This window comes from Shewanella sp. 10N.7 (assembly GCF_020806285.1).
Lineage (GTDB): Bacteria > Pseudomonadota > Gammaproteobacteria > Enterobacterales > Shewanellaceae > Shewanella > Shewanella electrodiphila.
Window position 1 is genome coordinate 62,959 of sequence record NZ_JAJGZS010000011.1, and the last position, 21,654, is coordinate 84,612.

The 21,654-nt window shown below is 40.7% G+C and carries 13 protein-coding genes; 10 read left to right on the forward strand and 3 right to left on the reverse strand.

The window, feature by feature from the left end; genetic code table 11:
- The first annotated feature begins 87 nt into the window (after nucleotides 1–87).
- The 4 genes from LMH66_RS08975 (at nucleotide 88) to LMH66_RS08990 (ending at nucleotide 3,308) form a co-directional block, all read left to right on the forward strand.
- Entirely contained in the window at nucleotides 88–615 is a 528-nt protein-coding gene (locus LMH66_RS08975; protein WP_229369494.1) for an RNA polymerase sigma factor, read from the forward strand.
- Complete coding sequence (locus LMH66_RS08980; RefSeq protein WP_229369414.1) at nucleotides 612–1,205, forward strand: hypothetical protein; 594 nt, start codon at nucleotides 612–614, stop codon at nucleotides 1,203–1,205. The genes LMH66_RS08975 and LMH66_RS08980 overlap by 4 nt, the downstream gene beginning before the upstream one ends.
- Entirely contained in the window at nucleotides 1,202–2,161 is a 960-nt protein-coding gene (locus LMH66_RS08985; RefSeq protein ID WP_229369416.1) for a DUF4097 family beta strand repeat-containing protein, read from the forward strand. Before LMH66_RS08980 ends, LMH66_RS08985 begins: the two co-directional genes overlap by 4 nt.
- A gap of 202 nt (nucleotides 2,162–2,363) precedes the next feature.
- Complete coding sequence (locus LMH66_RS08990) at nucleotides 2,364–3,308, forward strand: LysR family transcriptional regulator (RefSeq protein ID WP_229369417.1); 945 nt, start codon at nucleotides 2,364–2,366, stop codon at nucleotides 3,306–3,308.
- 2 nt (nucleotides 3,309–3,310) lie between these two features.
- Here LMH66_RS08990 and LMH66_RS08995 read toward each other — a convergent pair whose 3' ends face one another.
- Complete coding sequence (locus LMH66_RS08995; protein ID WP_229369419.1) at nucleotides 3,311–4,207, reverse strand: LysR family transcriptional regulator; 897 nt, start codon at nucleotides 4,205–4,207, stop codon at nucleotides 3,311–3,313.
- Nucleotides 4,208–4,657: 450 nt separating this feature from the next.
- Between LMH66_RS08995 and LMH66_RS09000 the strand changes: the two genes are divergently transcribed.
- Complete coding sequence (locus LMH66_RS09000) at nucleotides 4,658–9,658, forward strand: S8 family serine peptidase (protein WP_229369421.1); 5,001 nt, start codon at nucleotides 4,658–4,660, stop codon at nucleotides 9,656–9,658.
- A gap of 122 nt (nucleotides 9,659–9,780) precedes the next feature.
- Here LMH66_RS09000 and LMH66_RS09005 read toward each other — a convergent pair whose 3' ends face one another.
- Nucleotides 9,781–10,776 (reverse strand): LysR family transcriptional regulator, encoded by a 996-nt coding sequence (locus LMH66_RS09005; RefSeq protein ID WP_229369422.1) that lies wholly within the window; start codon nucleotides 10,774–10,776, stop codon nucleotides 9,781–9,783.
- Between the two features lie 440 nt (nucleotides 10,777–11,216).
- Between LMH66_RS09005 and LMH66_RS20480 the strand changes: the two genes are divergently transcribed.
- Nucleotides 11,217–16,190, forward strand: a complete 4,974-nt coding sequence (locus tag LMH66_RS20480) for a S8 family serine peptidase (RefSeq protein ID WP_324295169.1) — start codon at nucleotides 11,217–11,219, stop codon at nucleotides 16,188–16,190.
- 83 nt (nucleotides 16,191–16,273) lie between these two features.
- On the opposite strand, the gene rsuA is transcribed toward LMH66_RS20480, so the two are convergent.
- Nucleotides 16,274–16,966 carry a 16S rRNA pseudouridine(516) synthase RsuA gene (gene rsuA / locus LMH66_RS09020; RefSeq protein ID WP_229369423.1) on the reverse strand — a complete coding sequence of 231 codons (693 nt, stop codon included), beginning with the start codon at nucleotides 16,964–16,966 and terminating at the stop codon, nucleotides 16,274–16,276.
- 317 nt (nucleotides 16,967–17,283) lie between these two features.
- Between rsuA and LMH66_RS09025 the strand changes: the two genes are divergently transcribed.
- From LMH66_RS09025 to LMH66_RS09040, 4 genes are all read left to right on the forward strand, one after another.
- The gene (locus LMH66_RS09025; protein WP_229369424.1) at nucleotides 17,284–19,356 is read left to right on the forward strand and encodes a M13 family metallopeptidase; all 2,073 of its coding nucleotides are present in this window, start codon (nucleotides 17,284–17,286) and stop codon (nucleotides 19,354–19,356) included.
- Nucleotides 19,357–19,655: 299 nt separating this feature from the next.
- Nucleotides 19,656–20,450: a RelA/SpoT domain-containing protein gene (locus LMH66_RS09030; protein WP_229369426.1), complete on the forward strand. Its 795-nt coding sequence runs from the start codon at nucleotides 19,656–19,658 to the stop codon at nucleotides 20,448–20,450.
- 175 nt (nucleotides 20,451–20,625) lie between these two features.
- The gene (locus LMH66_RS09035) at nucleotides 20,626–21,030 is read left to right on the forward strand and encodes an SMI1/KNR4 family protein (RefSeq protein WP_102528919.1); all 405 of its coding nucleotides are present in this window, start codon (nucleotides 20,626–20,628) and stop codon (nucleotides 21,028–21,030) included.
- Nucleotides 21,031–21,087: 57 nt separating this feature from the next.
- On the forward strand, nucleotides 21,088–21,588 hold the full coding sequence (locus tag LMH66_RS09040; RefSeq protein WP_229369428.1) for a DUF4447 family protein: 501 nt from the start codon (nucleotides 21,088–21,090) through the stop codon (nucleotides 21,586–21,588).
- Nucleotides 21,589–21,654 lie beyond the last annotated feature (66 nt).

Consider the following 21,654-nt stretch of genomic DNA (forward strand, 5'->3'; position numbering starts at 1 on the left):
TCCAACAACATTACTGACATTGATTGCCAGTTTCAGCAGCCAAGTAAAAACGCTGAAACAGATCAAAATCAGGCTAATCACGATCAAATCGATGGGCTTACGCCTGACGAGACATTAGTGAATCTAGCCAGGTCAGGTAATAAAGCTGCATTTAAGCAGTTATATTTGCGTCACCAGGGACGAGTGTATGCCATTTGTTTTCGCCTTAGTGGTAGTCATGATCATGCCGATGAAATCTGTCAGGACTGCTTTGTTAGATTGTGGCAAAAATTAGAACAGTTTAATGGTCAAAGTCAGTTCACCACTTGGTTGCATAAGTTATCGGTTCATCAAGCCATTAACAGCATGAAAGCCAAACAGCGTTTTTGGCACCGCTTTTTACCTGATAGCAGTATTACCGACGAAAACGAACAAGAAGCAAGTCGGCATTATGAATATCACCGTTTAGACAAGTTAATAATGAAGTTACCAGAAAGAACCAGAGTGGTATTTGTATTAAGCGCCATTGAAGGTTATCAGCATCAGGAAATTGCAGAAATATTGAATATTGCAGTGGGAACGAGCAAAACCCAGTACCACAGAGCAAAACAGATGTTACAGGAAATGCTGTCATGAAAAAAAACCAACCACAACAAGAAAACCTTGACGATTTGATAGCCAGTTTACCCAAAGAAATCAGTCCTAAGGTCGATCTTTGGCAAGACATTGATGACCAAATTAATGCGAAAACCAACAGCAATATGACACAAAACAGCATGGTCAAAGGGGATTCACATTGGAAAATGATTGCAATGGCCGCAAGCCTTGCATTTGTGATGGTATTAGGCTGGAAACTGTCGACGCCAAACATCAGCTCCACTGAAACCCTAACGGTCAATAACGCATTATCAAACCAGTCCACCGAAGATTTAATTGCACTGGTCGATCAAATTGCCCAGACGCATCAGCAACAAATTGCCTCATTTGAAGACAACAAATACACCGTAGGTATACAGCTTGATAATCAAACTAACCCGTTCAATAAAGGGTTTTCAGAACTAGAACTTGCCTCAAAAGAGATTCAGCAAGCCTTAAAGAATGACCCTAACAATAAACAAGTTTGGGATTTATGGCTTTGGATTATGAAACGCGAAATAGAATTGTTACAACAACAGCAACGCACACCAATGAATACAGCTCCATCAACTCAAGGAAATCAAATATGAATATCACCCTTAACCAGCTAGTCAGTCGAACGATATTCGGCTGCAGTCTGTTAATGACTCCACTGATGGCGCAAGCAGTCGAACAGATAGAGCGTGAAATGACCGTTTCTGCCAACCCTAATATTGAGTTAAAAGTACAACGTGGCAAGGTCGAAATTATTGGTTGGGATAAGGATATTATTAGCGTAAAGGGTCAGCTTGATGAACTATCAGAGGGCTTTGTTTTTGAAAAAAAAGGCGGCGATATTATCATAGAGGATAAGCTACCAAGCAGCTACCGCGGTAACAATGATCAAGGTTCAAACTTAGTTATTCGTATTCCATCAAATTTAGCACTGGAAGCCGAAGGGGTTTCTGCTGACTACGAAGTTGAGAAACTAGTTGGTAAAGTTCAATTATCTTTAGTCAGTGGCAGTATGGAAGTTGAAGATATTGAAGGTAAAATCAGCTTAAACACTGTTTCAGGCGACATCAAAGCTGAAAAGCTTAACGGTAACATTGAATTAGAAACTGTGTCAGGAGATATCAAAGACAAAGATGTGCAAGGTAAAGTAAAATATCGCCTGGTCAGTGGTGAGTTAGAATCTGAAAATAACTTAGTCACAGACTTAAGCATTGACCAAGTTTCTGGTGACGTTGAAGGCAGTTTTACTGCTGCGGAAAAAGTTAAAGTGGTTACTGTTAGCGGCGATATTGAAGTTAAACTGAGTGACGCCATCACTAAAGTATTATTCGATACTGTCAGCGGTGACATTGAAGTTAAGTTTACCAATATGCCAAATTTAGCATTCGAGATTGATGGTGGTCCAGGTGGAAGAATTGAAAATCGTTTAACTGACGATAAACCAATGAAAACCAAGTATTCATCACGTCAGTCTATTCAATTTAAAACCCAACAAGGAAGCGGCAGCTTTAATGCCAGCACAGTGAGTGGAAAAATCAAATTAGAGCAATAGTCAAATAGCGACAATACCATTTTCTTGATAGCGCTAAACTAAAGCCTTTAACAAAAGCCTTTAACTAAAGCCCTTAACTCAACTGTTAAGGGCTTTTTAGTCGATTGGCTTAAAGTCTAGCTATCTAAATGACAACAACTTCGACATTTCAGCAGTTCCGCAATACACTATAAAAACCTCAGAGCAATTATCCTTAAATACAATGAATAAAACCCCATTTGAAATGCTCGATCTTAATTTGATCACTGTTTTTTTCATCTTGTATGAAGAGCTTAATACCCATAAAGCCGCTGAACGACTCAATATGAGCCAACCTGCGGTGAGCCGCGCCTTACAAAAACTGCGTGATGCTTTCAATGATCCTATCTTTGTCAAAACGAGACATGGTCTAAGTGCTACAGATAAAGCCCACTATTTAGCCCAGCACTTACCTAATACTTGGCAAGAGCTATCCGACATTATTAATCATGTCGATCAATTTGAAATGTCTGAATTGACAGGGCGACTCAATGTCACCTTGCATCCAGTACTAATAGGATTAATAAGTGATAAGTTGTTTTTGGCACTTCACGAGGTTGCACCAAAAGTCGAACTGGTTGTGTCAGTTTGGAATAAGGATACTGAAGAGGATTTATTAACAGGAAAGCAAGATATTGCAGTAACAATACTTTCACCAAAATTGTCTAAAGAAATGACGGTAAAATCAATGCCGAGTTTACATGCCCGTGTATATTTAAGTAAGCAGCACCCGCTTGCTAGCAGAGCCATTGATGAACAAGCACTTGCAACCTATCCTCTGGCAGTTTTACATATACCAGGCTGGAATGAGAACACCACTTTCGTAGAAAGATATCTAGAAAGATCAGGCTTAACCCCAAAAATAGTCTTTAGAAGCCCGCACCCTGAATCAATTTTAAACGTTGTCGCTAAAACTGAACTCATACATGCAGCAGGTGCTGAGTATCATGGTGTAGATTCATCTCAGGTATTAAGTAAGCGCATTCAAATAGAAAACAAACCTGCAAAATTTAACAGCTATTTTTGCCACCACTATCGGCATCGAAACAAGCCTTTATTTCAATGGATATTTGACACTGTTAATCAAATAATAAGCCATCAACATCAAGCGGAAAAAACTATTAAATAAGTCTACTCCGGATTAATAAAATTGATAAAAGCTGTTGCTGCTGGCGTGAGTCGGCGGTTTTTTAAATGAACAATGCTAAATGATGCTTGAATGTCTGGCATATCAGCTAGCGATAATGCCACTAAACTACCCGCTTCAATCTCTTTTTTAACCGATACATCTGGCGCTAACGCCACTAAATCGCACTCAGACAATGATTCTTTAATGGCCTGAAACTGTTCAAATTTAACCAAGCCAGAGAAATCGTTTCGATACTTTGAAAACAGATCGCCAAATTGATCATATAAAGGCTTAGGTAAAGCTGATGGGATCGCAATGGGATACTGCTTAAGAGTATCCAAAGATAACGAATCTTGTTGAGTCAATGGGTGATCTGCACGGCAACAAAAAATAGCCTGAAAGCTTGGCAATGGAATAACTTCAATATCTTCTCTGTGATCCAACTCGGTCGCTCTGGTTTCTGCAATAAACAACGACACTTCAGCTTTGCATAACTGCTGATATAGCGACAACCAATTGCCGACCTTCAACTCCACATTTACATTAGGAAAACTATTAACAAATTGGCCAATGCTAGGTCCCACAATACTGTTTAAAGGTATTGCACTGGCACCAACAATTAACTCTCCGGTTTCTAGTCCTTGAATAGCTTTAATTTCACGCTTTAAAAAATCCACATCACGAATAATCCGACTACCATGTTCAACAACCACTTCTCCAAATGGAGTTAATGTCACTGAACGTGATGTTCTTTCTAATAATTTGGCTCCTAATAAGTCTTCCATTTTTTGAATGCTTCGTGATAACGAAGGCTGAGCTAAATTCAATTCAAGTGCAGCACGATGGAAATGTTTTAAATCAGCAACCACCAAAAAATGTTTTAAATGACGTAATTCCATAACAATCCCAAATATATAAAAACAAAACAAAAGCTAGATCAATAACAATCACGTCAACTTAACCAGAAACAACAAACACATCAAATAAAACTAAAAAATAAAATCAATTATGCATTAACCGAATATTAACTTTAAAGTTAAACATAAACAACCAAATAAAACCAGGTTAAAATAAAATAACTAAAATATTGAATTAAAAGAATTTTATGTAAAAAAAATTCGTATCAAAATGTATCATTTAATTTTAACTTAATTGATTAACAATAGGTATTAAATCAATTCAAAAAGTGCATCAATAAATTTTAAAAACTATTTTCAATTAATAGTTTTATTGCATTGTTCAATGCTTAATTTCTCATTGGATTATCAGTTAACAATTTTGCAATATCTATTTAACTGCCAAATTTAATTGTTTGCGGTTAATAAAATAATAATTAATAGGGAAGCATCATGAAAATAAAAAAACTGACATTGATGACACTTGCTGCTATTTATGCTGGCGGTGTAGGCAATGTAGCTGCTGATATTAATCAGCAGTCTAAATTGAATACTGAGCCGCAAATACCTTCAACAATTAATATGATGGAGCTACACAAGCAAAAAAAATTAGCGGCTCAATATAAGGCAGAGTCAGTGTCAACTCCTCTGCGCCATAGGCAATCAGCAAATATTCATTATCAATCTAAGTCAGCCACACAAAAGATTAATTTAGAACAAGGACTGAGCGGCGAGCACACTTACATAGTAAGAATGAATGACAAGCCAATTGCCACTTACGATGGCACGATTCCAGGATTGCAATCCACTAAGCAAGCACTACAGCGAAAGCGCAGCAACCTAAATAGTTTCAATGCCCAGCCACAACATCAACAAGCCATTGATGGCTATAAAACTCACTTGCTTAATAAACAACAACAAGTAATTGCAACAGCAGGTGTTCAAGCGGAAAAACAATTCACTACAGCCATTAATGCTTTCACAGTAAAAATGACTCAACAGCAGGCTATGCGCCTGGCTGAGCAGTCTGAAGTTGCCTTTATTCAGCGTTCAACAAAATTACAGTTACATACAGATATAGGACCAGAACATGTTGGCGCAACTGGGATCTGGGATGGAACTGCAACCTCAAATGGAATGAAATACCAAGGTGAGGGTATGGTGGTAGGTATCATTGATACTGGCGTTAATACCGATCATCCTTCTTTCGCTGCTGTGGGTGGTGATGGTTATGTGCATACCAACCCGCTTGGTAGTGGTAATTACTTAGGTGGCTGTGCTGAAGCCGAGTTTGCAGATAAGTGTAATGACAAACTTATTGGGGTTTATACCCATGAAAACATCACTGGCACTTATCCAACTGATATGCAATTTGGTGAAGACTATGAAGGCCACGGTAGCCACGTAGCCAGCACGGTTGCGGGTAATATTTTATATGATGTGGATGTAGTAACCACCGAACTTGGCGGCGGTGCGGGTAACCCTATTGGCGTCAGTATGCCAATGATTTCAGGTGTTGCGCCCCATGCAAATATAATTTCATACCAAGTGTGTGATTCTGATGGTTGTCCCGGCGATGCGATTTTATTTGGTATCGAGCAAGCTATCCTGGATGGTGTTGATGCAATCAACATGTCTATTGGCGGCGGTGAAAGCTTCCCTTGGAACGATGCATTTGAAATGGCATTCTTATCGGCTCGTGAAGCAGGTATCGCTGTCGCACTTTCAGCAGGTAACTCTGGTGCAGCCTATGGCGAAGATAGCCTATACACGGTAGATCATACCTCCCCTTGGGTTCTCAATGTTGCAGCAACCACTCATGCTCGCTCAATCAATATTCATGATAAAGCACTTAATAACCTTATGGGTGGCGACAGCAATTTAGCACCTCAGCAACTTGATGGCGCAGGCATATCAGCGGAATTCAGCGGTGATTTTGTTATCGCTGCCGACTTTGGTGATGCCCGTTGTAACAGCCCATTTGCTGCCGATACCTTCCAAGCAACAGACATTGTTATTTGTGAACGTGGCGATATTGCACGCGTCGAAAAAGCAGTGAATGTACAAGCCGGCGGCGCTGGTGGCTTTGTTCTTTATAACACATGGAATGAAGATGCTCATGTCGTTGACGATGCATACGTTATCCCTGGTATTCATTTAACTGCAAGCCAGTACTTTGGTAGCTGGAACGTTACCGGTTTACAGCCTTGGCTTATGTCTGCCAATGGTGAAACCTTATCAGGCACCATAACAGCATCACGTGCTACACGTGATATCAATGAAGATGATGCCGATTGGTTAGCTTCATTTTCATCTCGTGGTCCATCTAGCACAGTTGATGAGTTATTCTCACCCGGCATTGCTGCGCCAGGGGTGAATATTTTTGCCGCTTGGAATGATGAAAGCCCATTTAACCCTTACGGTGATACCCGAGATTACAATACTATTAGTGGTACATCGATGGCCTCACCACATGTAGCAGGTATGATGACGCTGATTCGTCAGGCCAACCCTGATTGGACTGCGAGCCAAATTCAATCGGCACTACAAATGACCGCTGATAGTATGGCGATCAAAACTCCCCATCCAATGACGGGGGAAACAAAGGTTGCGGGTGTTTACCGCGCAGGACATGGTTTAGCAAATGTTGAACGCGCTATTAACGCGGGTCTGTTAATGGATGAAACGGCTGATAACTTTCGCCGTGCTAATCCACAAAATGGCGGTTTAGTTCGTGATTTGAATTTACCGCAGCTAATCAACAATGATTGTGGCCGAACTTGTACTTGGCTACGAACTGTCACAGCGACCAAAGACGGTACTTGGAGTGTTGAAGTTAACCAAGCACAGGAAGGTCCTATGTACAGGGGTTATTCATTAGATCCAAGTGCAAAAATGACGGTAACACCGGCAGAGTTTAGTTTGAAAAAAGGTGAGTCAATCACTTTAACCATTAACGGCTCTTTCGAAGAATCTGACATGGCTTGGTACGATGGAACGGTGGCAGAAACCCATGGTGAAATTCAATTCATCGCTACTGATGAAACAATTCCAGCTTCACATTGGCCATTCTCGGCCAAGTTTACAGGTACAACACTACCCAATACCATCAATGTAAAAGCCCATGATGATATGGCATCTCATACCATCGAGGATGTGCCATTTGGGGTACCTGCGAGCTCACTTTCAGGTGTTGCCTATGCGCCTGTTGAAGCTATTGTTCATGAGTTTGATTTACCAAGACTGCAATTTAGCGATCAAATGGTCGATGAAAATGGTTTTTGGAATACCGAACTTGCCAATATCAAAACTTTCAATGTAACGGTTCCGCAGAATACGGCTGTTTTCAGAGCTGAATTAACCGACCGTATAAAGTCTTCTATGAATACGGCTCATGATGTGTTTGCTGATGCTGACATCATGATATTCCAAGACTATAACAACGACGGCCAACTTCATTACTCTGAGGCTATTTGTGGCTCGCAATTACCACAAACGACCATTGGTGAATATTGCTCACTGGAAAATCCACAAGCAGGTGAATACATCATCATGGTACAAAACTATATAATGTACCCATGGGAGAATATCGACACTTATGAAATGTCATATGCTTTAGTTGCCAAAGAACAAACTAATGATATTAGCTTAACTTTCAGTGACTCAGAGGAGCTAAACTCATCATTAAATATTGATTGGAATATGATGATGGAGCAAGGTAAAACCTATTACTCTGCAGCAGCTATTCAAGCTGGTACTAATGAGGAAGGTTCACTGACTTTAGTACCAATGACCATAAAACGTGGCGTGAACACAGTATCAATCAACAGTTCACAAGATGCTGCACGAGTGGGTGACATTATTGATGTAAGCTTAATTGTGCAAGCGAATCAAAGTGGCGCTGACCGTAATGTAGAGTTAACAGCTTTACTATCAGAAGGCCTAAGTATTGTGCCTGATTCACTGGTGGATTTAGCAGGCGTCACTGCAACTGATAGCGGATTTACATTGACCACAAGTCAATTAAATACTGCAGATAAAGCCACTAACTATGTGGTTACGACTAATGAAACCGACCCTATGTGTCGTACCCCATGGAATATTGACTATATCGATGGTACGCCAATTGATGGTAAGTATGTTGATCTCGTTAAGTTCGATATACAGCCTTCTTGGGGCTCATTCTATGAAGTGAATGAATGGGGCTGGGCTGACTGGACTCACGAAGTCACAATTCCGACAATTTATAGCGACATGAAACCGTTTGATAATGAAGACTACTTTGTGACAGACCAAGTTGTCTTGAGTTCTCGTGGTTGGCTGCAACTGGATTACCTGCAATTCAATCCATGGGATATCATGCCTCAACGAGTGCATTTAGAGTTACCTGCAACAAACTACTCAACGCCACCTGACTTTATTGTCGCGCCGTTATGGAATGCAGAACAAGACATCAACTGGAATCAGAAAACCACACTAGCGATTTATGAACCTAGCTGGGATGCTGAATTACAAAAAGGTGTATCGATTGCTTACTATGAAGGCTACACCCTACTTGAATGGGATAATGCAGCCACCCATGACTTTGGTTACGATGAAAACTGGAATCAAATCATTACTCCTCGTGATGATAGTTACGACTTCCAAGTATTTATGCGTGAATACACTAGCCATAAAGCCGGTGAATATGAATACATCATGGCTTACAACAATGTTGATGTTGGCAGCCAAAGTGGTTCAGGATCAATTGGTGTACGTGGTTACAATGGACCAAGAGCTGGTTACTGGCCACTTAATGGACACCAAGGTGCATCGTATGCCTACAATGATCTTAACGACAAATTACATGATGAATTAGTGGTTTGTTATAACATCGATGGCCCGCAGTCTAGTCGTGTTGAAGTAAGCTTCCAAGCTGAAGTCATTCAAGCAGCGCTTGGAGTCAATCAATTAATTGATGTTACTGGTACAGTTGATGGCATTGCGGATGCAAACACATCTCAAACTGTTACCGTTGCAGCCAATATTTCAATGCAGTCAATTAATGATCACATGGTTGATGAAAATGCCACATTAGAAGGCATTGCAGTTCACTATACTGATAATGATGGCGGCATGTCTGCTAATACAATTACAGTAACGGGCGACAATGTTACTGCTGTAGTCAATGGCCATAAATCAGGTTCAACTTTTGATATTACGCCAGATGCTGACTTCCACGGAGAAACCATGGTAACTGTGACTGTTGCTGATAATGTGTTCCCGAATGATATGAGCACGACAACATTCATGTTAATGGTTAACTCTGATGGTGTGGAGCCAACTCCACCAGCAGCAGAGAATCCAATTGAACCTGAAGCAACTCCAGAGAATGACGATGGAGGAAGTTTAAGTTTATTAGGGTTAGTTTTCTTAGGATTACTTGGCGCAAGTCGTCGTAAAAAGTATCACTAATAAATCATTAATATAATCAACTAAAAGGCCTTCAGATGAAGGCCTTTCTTTTTGGGCAAACTACATCAATTTTTTGATGTTAATGCCTCCTTAGACACTTGCTTATTAGCTTAACTACTCTTTTATACTGTTAACTCTGCAACAGACGCTTCAGTTTTAGCACGCTCTGATGCTGAAACCTCTGATGAAGTCAGCTCTGGCGTTGCTAATTTCACCGTTTCAGCTCGATTAACTAAAAACTTAATGAAGCCTTCCGCCGCTTTAGAATGAGATTTCTCTTTCAAAGATACTATACTAAAACGTGCGTAAATCAGTGGCATAACATAAGGAGATAATTCGACTAAATCTCCCTTCTCTATTTGGCTTCTTACTGATATCTCTGGTGTTAACGCAATTAAATCGCCATTAATAATCGACTCTTTAATCGGATGGAATTGATCAAAACGGACCATACCAGAAAAGTCCTCCCGTTGTTGCTTAAATAAATCTTCAAAAGCATCAGCAATCGATTTAGGCAAATGGCGAGGAATCGCTAACGGATAATCTCTAAATGACGGCAAATATAAACGTGGAAGTTGTGTTAACGGATGCTCAGGTCTACAACAGAAAATAACTTTATATGGTGGCAGTTCGGTGACAGTAACTAGCTCACTTTTCTCAAGTTCAGTGACTTTAGTTTCAGCAACAAAAAAATCTATATCACCATAAATAAGCTGTTGATAAAGCTCTTCCCAAGCGGCCACTTTGAGCTCGACACTTATGTCAGCAAAATCTCTTAAGAAGTGACCAACAATAGGCCCAACTAGACTATTGGATGGTATTGGACTTGCGCCAATACGTAACTCTTTTTCATCAAAGCCTTGAAACAAAGTGACTTCTTGTTCCATTTCTTCAAATTTTTTGAGAATTTTTTGCCCATGCTTAAGTAACACTTGTCCCAGCGCCGTGACCGACACAGACTTTGAATCTCGATTTAATAATTGTCCGCCTATCAGCATTTCAAGGCGTTGAATACTCTTAGATAATGAAGGTTGGGTAATATTGAGAATTTCAGCCGCTTTGTTGAAATGCTTAACTTCTGCGAGCAACACAAAATGCTTAATATGCCTTAGCTCCATGTTTTAGCTTCTCCTGCACAGTTCGACTAACACCACTTCATCGATGCCTAATGCGTATTAATTTGATTGTTCTATAGGTAACACGACCTTAACAAATGCAAATAAGTAATCAATCGCAAACAAGGAACCAAGCTGTAACTATTTGTATCAAATAGAACACTTCAACCGCCATAGCAACATTGACAACCTAAATGTAACAACCAAAAGCTCAGAGCTATACTGTCATTTTAATATTCTATTAAACAATGTGTTAAACAAGCTCGCTAGTATTTAACATTAAATTAACAGCGAGCAACTTGTATCAAAATTCCCTTTATGCATTCCTTGTGAGCATTTATCCATAGCTAAAAGATATTGGATGCGAATTGTTCTGAAAGATAAAAAGGTGAAGACAGGATTGTGCTTGACCTGTTCAAACAACAATAATAGGGAAGATTTCAATGCAACTAAAAAAAATAAGTCTTATGACGATTGCTGCAATATATGCAGCGGGGGCTGGCTCCGCTGCAGCTTCAAGTTCAGCAGACAATCAATTTCGCAATATAGAAATAACCGATGCCATCATAAAATATAATGAAGATCTAAGAAGTGGCAAAAATAGAGCTGGAAATAGTCTTTCACGCCCAACCAGCAATGGGCAAAATGTTCACCGAGCTATTGCTACCACACAAAACAGTAAAGTCCCTTTTCAATATCAAGCAAACCTTCAAGGTGAGCAAACTTATATTATTGAATTGATTGATAAACCCGTGTCTCTATACCGTGGTGATAATTCGCAATTTCAAGCGACATCTCCAAAGATGAGTACTGTTCCTGCCATGCTTAATCCTCGCGGATATAACAAACTGGATATCAACAGCAGTGCAGTTCAAAGTTACAGTCAATACCTGTCAAGCAAGCAAGATCAAGTACTGTCTCAGATTTCGGCTAATGTCGGTGGTCAATTAGATGTAAAAAGCCGTTATACCCTAGCCTTTAACGGTATGTCTCTTAAGATGACTCAAGAACAAGCAGTAAAAGTCGCCGAATTACCAGGGGTTCGCAACGTCAGTATAGAAAAGATTTATGAACTCCATACCGATAACGGTCCGCAACATATTGGCGCCGACGGCTTGTGGACGGGCAGCGCTGCAGATGATAAATACAAAGGTGAAGGCATCGTTATTGGTGTACTTGATACAGGTATCAACTCTGATCACCCATCCTTTGCTGCTACAGCAGGTGATGGATATGTGCATCAAATGCCTGCTCGTTATGATGGCTACTTAGGCGATTGTGAAAAAGCTGAATTTGCCAGCATGTGTAACGATAAGCTTATTGGCGTTCGCTCTTATGAGAGTATTACCAGCAGCTATAAAGACCCAATATTCCAACCGGACATGCCAAGTTGGGGTGAAGTAGATCCTAAACGACCTCAAAATGGTGAAGATTACAATGGCCATGGGTCACATACAGCGTCGACTTCAGCAGGTAATGAACTATTCAATGTTGCCTATGTCATTCCAGAATTTGGTGAAATAGGCGATGGCAAAGCGACTGAACTCACATTTGATAAAGTATCTGGAGTTGCACCGCGCGCAAACATCATTATGTATCAAGTCTGTTTTCCGGGTGATGGCAGCTATGGCGATACGTATGGCGGCTGTCCAGGTTCTGCACTTCTTTCGGCTATTGAGGATGCAGTTGCCGATGGAGTTGATGTTATTAATTATTCAATCGGTACTACTTACGGTACATTCCCTTGGGATGATCCAATGGAGCTTGGTTTTTTAGCTGCTCGCGAAGCTGGTATTTCTGTTTCTGCATCAGCAGGTAACTCTTACGATCCTCAGTATGCTAGTCAAGCTCGAGGGGCTATCGATCATTTATCTCCTTGGTTAACCTCAGTAGCCGCTACAACACATAGCCGTGAAGTGACTGTTGAAGGCAAAATGTTAACCAACTCTTCTGGTGGCGATCAGTCTTTAGGTGATATTAATGGTGGTGGTATCACAGAAGCCTATACCGGCCCTGTTGTACTCGCCAAAGATTATGGGTATGAATTCGAAAAATGTAACGAAGCTTTCCCTGAAGGCTTTTTTGATGTCGACCCCGATGGTAATCCGTTTGCCACAGCCCCAATTGTTGTTTGTAAGCGTGGTGATATACCGCGTGTAACCAAAGCAACTAATATTGAAGCTGGTGGCGCTGGTGGGTTAATTTTGTGGAATGCAGGCTATTCTGAAACAACCAACAACGATTCTTACTCAATCCCAGGTATTAACATTGATTACGGTAGCTATTACGGTAATTACCTAAACAACTACTATGGTTTAGAAAAGTGGTTATCTTCAGGCAGCGATCACATACTTACCATTACCGCCTCTGAAGTATTATCTAGTGAACGCACGCCTGATTATGTTGCTGACTTCTCATCTCGTGGGCCAAATTTTGAGGCTCCAGATGTTATGTCACCAAATCTTGCAGCACCAGGGGTAGATGTTTATGCGGCCTATGCTGATGAGATGCCATTTAGCCTCCAAGGAATGCCAGCTGATTGGGCACAAATTAGTGGTACTTCAATGGCAGCTCCACATGTAGCCGGTGCTATGGCACTGCTTACACAAGCTCACCCAGAGTGGACAGCTGCACAAATTCAATCGTCATTAATGACCACAGCTTCAATTGATGATGCAACTCGTGCACGTGATGCATATCCTTATGATCCTGTTCCTGCAGGTTATAGTGACGCAGGTAGTGGTGTAATAAATGTATCTCGCGCTAACAATGCAACCTTGCTACTCGATGAAACAGCCGAAAACTATCGTGCAGCAAATCCTCGTAATGGCGGTAACATTCATACATTAAATTTACCTTATTTCTATAATGATAGTTGTGCAGGTACGTGTAGTTGGATGCGAATTGTTACAGCCATTGAAGATGGTACTTGGACTGTTGAGGCACAACCTGAAACGATAGATGGCGCTCCTATGCTTGAGTTAGAAGTGTCTCCAAAAAACTTTACCTTAAAAGCAGGCGAATCACAGGCAATTAGTCTGAAAGCTAAAGTGCTTGAAATTGAAGCTATTGGCGCGGATTCTTCTTCACTACAGTTAACAGGTGAAGTAAAGCTTACCAATGCTGATGCCAGTAAGCCTATACAGAAATTACCTGTCGGTGTTCGTTTTAAAGAAGATAACTTACCTCAAGAAGTTTCGGGCATCATTCATCGTGCTCAGGGCCATACTCTGACTCCGATGATAACAACTGATGAAGTTCAATCGTTAAATACCAAAATAACTGGGTTAACTAAAGGTGAGAAATTCACTTATCAATTACCTATTGCCCTAGAAAGACAATATGAAAACGGCCTGACAGTTTCAGAAATTGAAGCAGGTGGTGCTAGGGTCATCTTCTTTGATGTTCCAGAAGGCACGCAAAGGATCGTTTGGGAAGTTTTGTCTGCTGAAAAACACGCATATTCTTCAATTGATTTAGGCATGGATATTAATGATGATGGTGAAATTCAGTGGTTAGATGAAGCCCTTTGTTATTCATACACAGATAACGGTGACTATTGTGCAGTTAATAATCCTGCACCTGGACGTTACTGGGCAATTGCCGCTAACTGGAAGTTTGAATATGAAGATCCAAATGGAACATCAGATGAGTTTGTTTTAAGTCTTGGTATCGTTAGCTCAGCGGATGAAGCCAATATGACTGTTGAAGGTGAAGCTTCTACTGATGGAATAACCCCTTATCAGTTAGCTATAAATTATGACCTGCCAGATGCTGTTGAAGGTGACACATACTATGGTGTCGTCAACTTAGGTAGCGATGATTATAACGATTCAAACTTAGGTAGTTTCCCCGTTAAGCTTACTCATATGGGGACAGACACAACAATCGAAGCTTCTCAAACTGCTGCAAAAGTTGGTGATACCATCGATTTTGTTGTCGAGCTTGCTCCAAACCTATTAGGTGGAGAACGAGAGTTTACTCTGAATGCTAACCTGTCTGAAGGTATGCAAATCATTGAAGACTCTGTCAGCGTTGGCGGCGTAGGTAACTTTGCAGATGGTATGATGATTGAAAGTAACTCTGTATCTATAACCGCAGCGCAGCCTTCTTCAAGTGATATGCCTCGTCATTATGTGTTCACCACGAACCTTGAAGACGCAACCTGTAAAGTTCCTTATGGAGACGATTCAACATTCTTTGATTTACCTTCTCAAGGTCATCAGCATATGAATATTTCAGGTACTTCGAACCAAGTCCTATATATTCCAATGGAAGAAAGCGGCCTGCCGACTATTCCTTTATATGCTAACCCTGATGAGTTTAGTCAAAATGTTTTAGGGATTTCACCATTTGGATATATTCAATTAGATAGCAATCCAGAATTTTGGAATGCTCATCTTCCATTTGATGAAGGCTTCCAAACGTTCCCAGACACAATTATTGCTCCACTGTGGCGTGGTGATGTAGAAATGCCTCAAGCAATGATTGACTGGGCTACTTTCCGTTATAACAACGCGGTATATGGTATCACGACTAATGATCATTACATCTTCCAGTGGGATGGCGGTCAAGAATGGAATAGTTTCTTAACGGGTAATACAAACCCAGATCCTGATGCCAAGTTTAATATTCAAACTATCATTTCTACAGATATCAGTTTTGAAGATGAAAGCCCTGAAATAATTTTTGCATATCACACATTAAAGTCAGCAAACGATAATATTGGCTCTATTGGTCTGCATGGTTATTGGGGTAATCGAACGTCATTTGGTCCTTCACTTGGCTACTTAAATGATGGCTTCGCCTATAACGATGTTGATGATAAAGTCAGTGAAGGTATGGTTATTTGTGCCGATTATCGCGGACCAGAGCAATCAACCGTAACCTTGAAGTTCTCAGCTCGCGTTGCTGCTTTAGCTATTGGTTCTGACAGTTTATTATCTGTAGAAACACAATATGCAGACTCTGAGCTAGTCACAGTCAACCATGGAGTATCCACTCCAAGTAACATTTCTGTGGCACCAATGGCTGATATCTCTATTGAAGAGAACACCACTATTGAAGGTTTGACTGTGATGTACAACGACGTAAAAGGCACAGCTAACGGCATGATGGTTTCAGGTGAGAATATTACTGCAGAAGTCATTGGTGATACCTTCTCTATGACCCCTGATGCAGATTGGCACGGTATGACAGAAGTCACCGTCACAGTACATGATATGGCTTACCCTTCTGATGCTGCCAGCATAAGCTTTATGCTGACGGTTAATTCTGATGGTATCGAAGCAACACCACCAGCAGCAGAAGCGCCTGAAGAAACACCTGCTAAATCTGATTCAGGTGGTAGCATGGGGATCTTAAGTCTTATTTTAGTCGGTTTATTAGGCGCAGCACGTCGTCGTAAACTACACTAATATAGCGTTCCAAAACTAGTGTTTGGGCTTTCTGTAAAGAAGGCCCTTTTTTATGGCAGATTATCTATCGTGGGGGTCGTAAACTATTTAACTGACTTTACTTCTTCATCAGTTAAAAATCGCCATTCACCTTCAAGCAATTCATCTTCCATTTCAATACTGCCGACCGCTTCACGATGAAGATTGACCACTTTATTGCCCACAGCGGCAAACATACGTTTTACTTGATGGTATTTGCCTTCACTGATGGTTAAACGAGCATGGGTGTCATCTAGAATTTCAAGCTGAGCGGGTTTGGTTAACCCATCTTCGCTACGTAACTGAACCCCTTCTTTAAAGGTCTCAATCAAAGCTTCATCAAGTGGCTCAGCCACCTCAACCCAATACCGTTTACCGCAGTCTTTCTTAGGTGAAGTGATTTTGTGCGACCACAAACCGTCACTGGTAATGAGCACTAACCCGGTGGTATCCACATCAAGTCGGCCTGCAATATGTAACGTATCGACCTTTTCAATATCCATCAAACTCAGTACCGACTGATATTCTTCATCAATGGTTGAGCAAATCGTATCGACCGGCTTATTCATCATGATGTAACGTTCACCGATAATGGTTATCTGACGTCCCTCGATGCACACTTCAGTATCTTCAGCGACTTTATAACTGGCATCTTTTACCACCACGCCATCACAGGTAACTTCACCTGACTTTAATACTCTTTTTGCCAATGAACGAGTGAGCTCAGTACTTTCACAGATAAACTTATCTAAACGCATTACTACAACCAATTGAGTGTCTAATTAGCCGCTATTATGAGCCGTGAACCATCAAATGAAAAACAAATATTCCGCTTCTGCAGTAAAACGGTAATTTTTAGTTACATATCAGTTCCTGAAAAGCTCACATTTTATCAACAAAAATGCCCTATCCCCTTGTTAAATGCCCTTTTCAACACTTAACATGGGGTTCACAACAATAAAGACTGATTTTCTATTTACACTTTTGCTGTTTAAAAGAATAAATGAAAAATCAGCATCTAAAGCTCATTGAAGAGCTTATTAATACTTGATTTCAAGAATGCAAAGGAAACAACATGAATAAGTTTGTTATTGGGGGACTTTGTGCCTCATTGATCGCAGGTCTCAGTGCTTGTAGTAATAATGAAGTGCAAAACACCACCAAAACGGCAACGGCTGAAGCGGTGCAAACGGCACTAACATCAGGTATCGATTTTCAAAACATCGATAAATCAGTACGTCCACAAGATGATTTTTATGAATATGTAAACGGCACTTGGCTAAAAACAGCTGAAATCCCAGGCGATCGTACTAATATTGGCGCCTTTTACGACCTACGTGAAAATGCTCGTGAAGACGTGAAAGCAATCATTGAAGAAGTGGCAGCAATGCCGACTCTGACAGAAGGTACAGACGAGCAAAAAGTAGCTGATCTTTATCGCGCGTTCATGGATGTTGAAACGTTAAATAAATTAGGTGTCACACCTATCCAAGCTGAATTTGATAAAATCACTGCTATTTCGTCAAAAGCTGACCTCACTAACTTTTTTGCCTATAGCCAAGTTAACGGTTACGGCACCCCACTGGCTTTTTACGTTAATGTTGATGCTAAAGACTCAACCCGCTACGCCACTCATATCTGGCAATATGGCCTAAGCCTGCCAGAAAAAGACTATTACTTTAACGAAGAAGAACGTTTCGTTAATATTCGTAAAGCTTTCGTTGAGCACATTGAAAAAATGTATGACTTAGCCGGTCTTGCTAATGGTAAGGCGGCAGCTGAGTCTATTTTAGCCCTTGAAACTGCCATTGCTGAAAAGCATTGGGATGTGGTTGAAAGCCGCGATAGCACTAAAACTTACAATAAAATGACAATAGCTGAGCTTGCAGAGCTTGCTCCGAACATTGATTGGAACCAATACCTGACAACTATGGGTGTTGCAGAGCAAAAAGATATCATCATCAACCAACCTAGTTATGTGAGCGGCTTGAGTGAAGTGATTGGTGCAACAGATTTAGACACCCTTAAAACTTACATGACGTGGAGCGTATTAACCCACGCAGCAAGTAACTTGTCTGAAGCCATTGATGCAGAAAACTTTGCTTTCTTCTCTAAAACCTTAAACGGTCAAGAAGAGCAAGAGTCTCGCTGGAAACGTGGTGTAAACACAGTCAGTGGCACTTTAGGTGAAGTAGTAGGTAAGGTGTACGTTAAGCGTCATTTCACTTCTGCAGCCAAAGATCGCATGAGTGTATTAGTTGAAAACTTACGTGGCGCATACGGCACTAGCATCGACTCACTAGATTGGATGAGTGCAGACACTAAAGTGGCCGCTAAAGATAAATTAGCCAAATTTAATCCAAAGATTGGTTACCCTGATAAATGGAAAGATTACAGCAAGCTAACCATTAAAGGCGATGACTTAGTCGGTAATGCGCAGCGTGCAAGCGTTGAAAGCCACAATAAAGATATTGCTAAACTTGGCGGCCCAATTGATAAAGGCGAGTGGCACATGACGCCGCAAACCGTCAACGCTTACTACAATCCAACGATGAACGAGATTGTGTTCCCTGCAGCAATTTTGCAACCTCCGTTTTTCAACATGCAAGCAGATGATGCGGTTAACTACGGTGGCATCGGCGCAGTAATCGGCCACGAAATGGGTCATGGTTTTGATGACCAAGGCGCTAAATTCGATGGCGAAGGAAATATGCGTGATTGGTGGACTGAAGCTGATTTAGCCGCCTTTACCAAAAAAGGGAATGCGTTAATTGCCCAATATGATGGTTACCAAGTATTTGATGACTTACATGTTAATGGTGAACTGACACTAGGCGAAAACATCGGTGATTTATCGGGTGTGACTATTGCGTATAAAGCTTACAAAATGTCATTAGACGGTAAAGAAGCACCTGTGATTGACGGCTTAACGGGCGATCAACGTTTCTTTATGGGCTTCACTCAAATCTGGCGAGTGAAAATGAAAGAAGAAGCTTTGCGTAACCGTGTTGCAACTGATCCACATTCACCAGGCCATTTCCGTGCTTTAGGTGCCCTATCTAACATGCCTGAGTTCTACACAACTTATGACGTGAAAGAAGGCGATAAAATGTATATCGAACCAGCTAAACGCGTAAAGATTTGGTAGTCACTCACTTGAACTACCCTTTATTTCTTAAAGGGTAGAACGACTAAAAAGGACATCATTTCGATGTCCTTTTTTATTGCGATTTAACATTCTAGATTTAGCAAATCAAAGCCTGCTCAATATTCAATATCACAGTCTTAATAATCACTTTGTAAAGATTGGTAAACCTGTCCATAGTCGAAAAAATATTCAGCTTTGATTCAGCTTCCATCAGCTAAAGTAATCACATATCCCAAAAGGGTTATAACGAATACTTTATTACTCATGCCTTCATAACTTTAGAGTCAGTGGTAACGCAAATGAACAGAATTTTTCGTACCTTTTTTATATTTTTATTATTACTCACTACGCGAAATGCCGTAGCTGTTACTGTTGATACTAGCCCTGTTAAACCCGTTTACTATGTTAACCAGACCCTTGTTGATGATTTAGACAGTCTATTAAACCTAGCAAGTACTTCAGGTACTGCGCCGCAACAAGAAACTGATAGCTTACAACAGTTATTTGAACGCGCACCTTTAGCGCAAACAGAACTGAGTAATTTACTCAACAACATCAGTCAAGAAAGCCATACTCATATACTGATGCCTGAGATTAAAAGTTACCAAAGGGCGCAACAAAAAATTGAACGAAAATTCAATGGCGATGCCAGTTTCATTACCGATATTGCCAGAGCAACGTTGGTTGCCGATGACGTTGAAACATTAATGCGCAGTTATGATGCCTTGGCTGAGACCACAGAGGTTGTGCAAGTTAAAAACCGCTTTGCAGACCCCAAAGCATCAGGCTATCGCGACTTAAATTTATTAGTGAAATTACCGCAAACAAAAATGATTGTAGAAGTGCAATTACATCTGAGCAAAATCGCTGAGATTAAAAGCGGCCCAGAACATCAAGTCTATGAACAAATACAGCATATTGAAGCTGTCGCACAAACCCAACACCGCGCCCTAACTGATTTAGAGTTAATGCAAATTGTTAAGCTGCGTCAGTCATCACATAAGCTTTATCACAAAGCTTGGCTTAGCTATAAACGCCAAAGCCTTGCCCAATTTGACAACACACACATAGGAGACCAAACCCAAGCAGCTTAACCCCATTAAGCTTTGCCTATTTCCGTTCAACCCCCTTCCATTTTGGCACCTTAATTTAAGGTGCTTTTTTTTTATTATTTTTTGCTGTTTTGTTGGTTTTTCGATTAATTCAAATTGGTTAAGAGCGCCATACAAGCTATACTCCCGCCATTATTGCCGATAACTGGAAACACTGATGAATGACATCATTGAAATGCTTCAAGACTTAAGCGAAACGGTCCCTGTACCACTTGAATTACCGACATTCGAGCAACTGGTAGAAGTTGAAGAGCAAATTTTAATTTCACTGCCCAACGACCTAAAAGAATACCTGCTATTTGGTAGTGATGTTATTTACGGTGCTATTGAAATGGTTACGGCATCTGACCCATATTCTCATACCTATTTACCTGAAGTGACCAGCTACGCTTGGTCTGTGGGTATGCCAAGAGAGTACATTGCGATTTGTCAGCAAGGGGATAACTTTTACTGTATCGACCAAGAAGCCAATGTGCGCTTTTTCAAGAATGGTCGCATGGCAGACATCATGTGGGAATCTCTCTGGGATTGGATTCAAGATATTTGGTTAAAACGTAAGTAATTAATTTGATTCACGTATGTTTGCACCACAACACGACAAGATTAAATAGGAAAAACCATGGCTAAATCAAATAACTTGAACGCAATCGAAATGCAGTGTTTACGCTTATCATTAGGGTTAAGTGTCGAGCAAATTGCCGAGCTAACTAAAACAACTGCTGAAGCAGTTACTGCTTGGGAAGCTGGCGAAACTGATGCGTCAGAAGTTGCACAAAAGAAGTTACTTGAAATTGAAGATACCATTGAGATGCAAGTACTCAATACCACTGACGGTATTGAAGCGCTATTCAAAACCGAACCAAAGCGACGTTTAGCCTTTGTGGTCTACCCAACTCAGGCTATTTATACTCAGTACAATCCTGAGTTTTTAAGCTCACTGCCTTTTACTGAGCTATACAATACTGCAGCATGGCGTATCAAAAAAGAATGCCAAATTGTATTAGAAGTAGAAGTCAGCCTTATTCCACTTGAAATTGAAGCTTATAAAAGCTTCCGCGCTGATAATGGCATGAGTGAGTCTCGCGAAAGCCGCGCTAAATGGGCTGCGACTCAGCTTTAATAAGTTGAGTAGATAAATAAAAAAGGAAGCATTAGCTTCCTTTTTTCATGTCAAAAATTCACGATT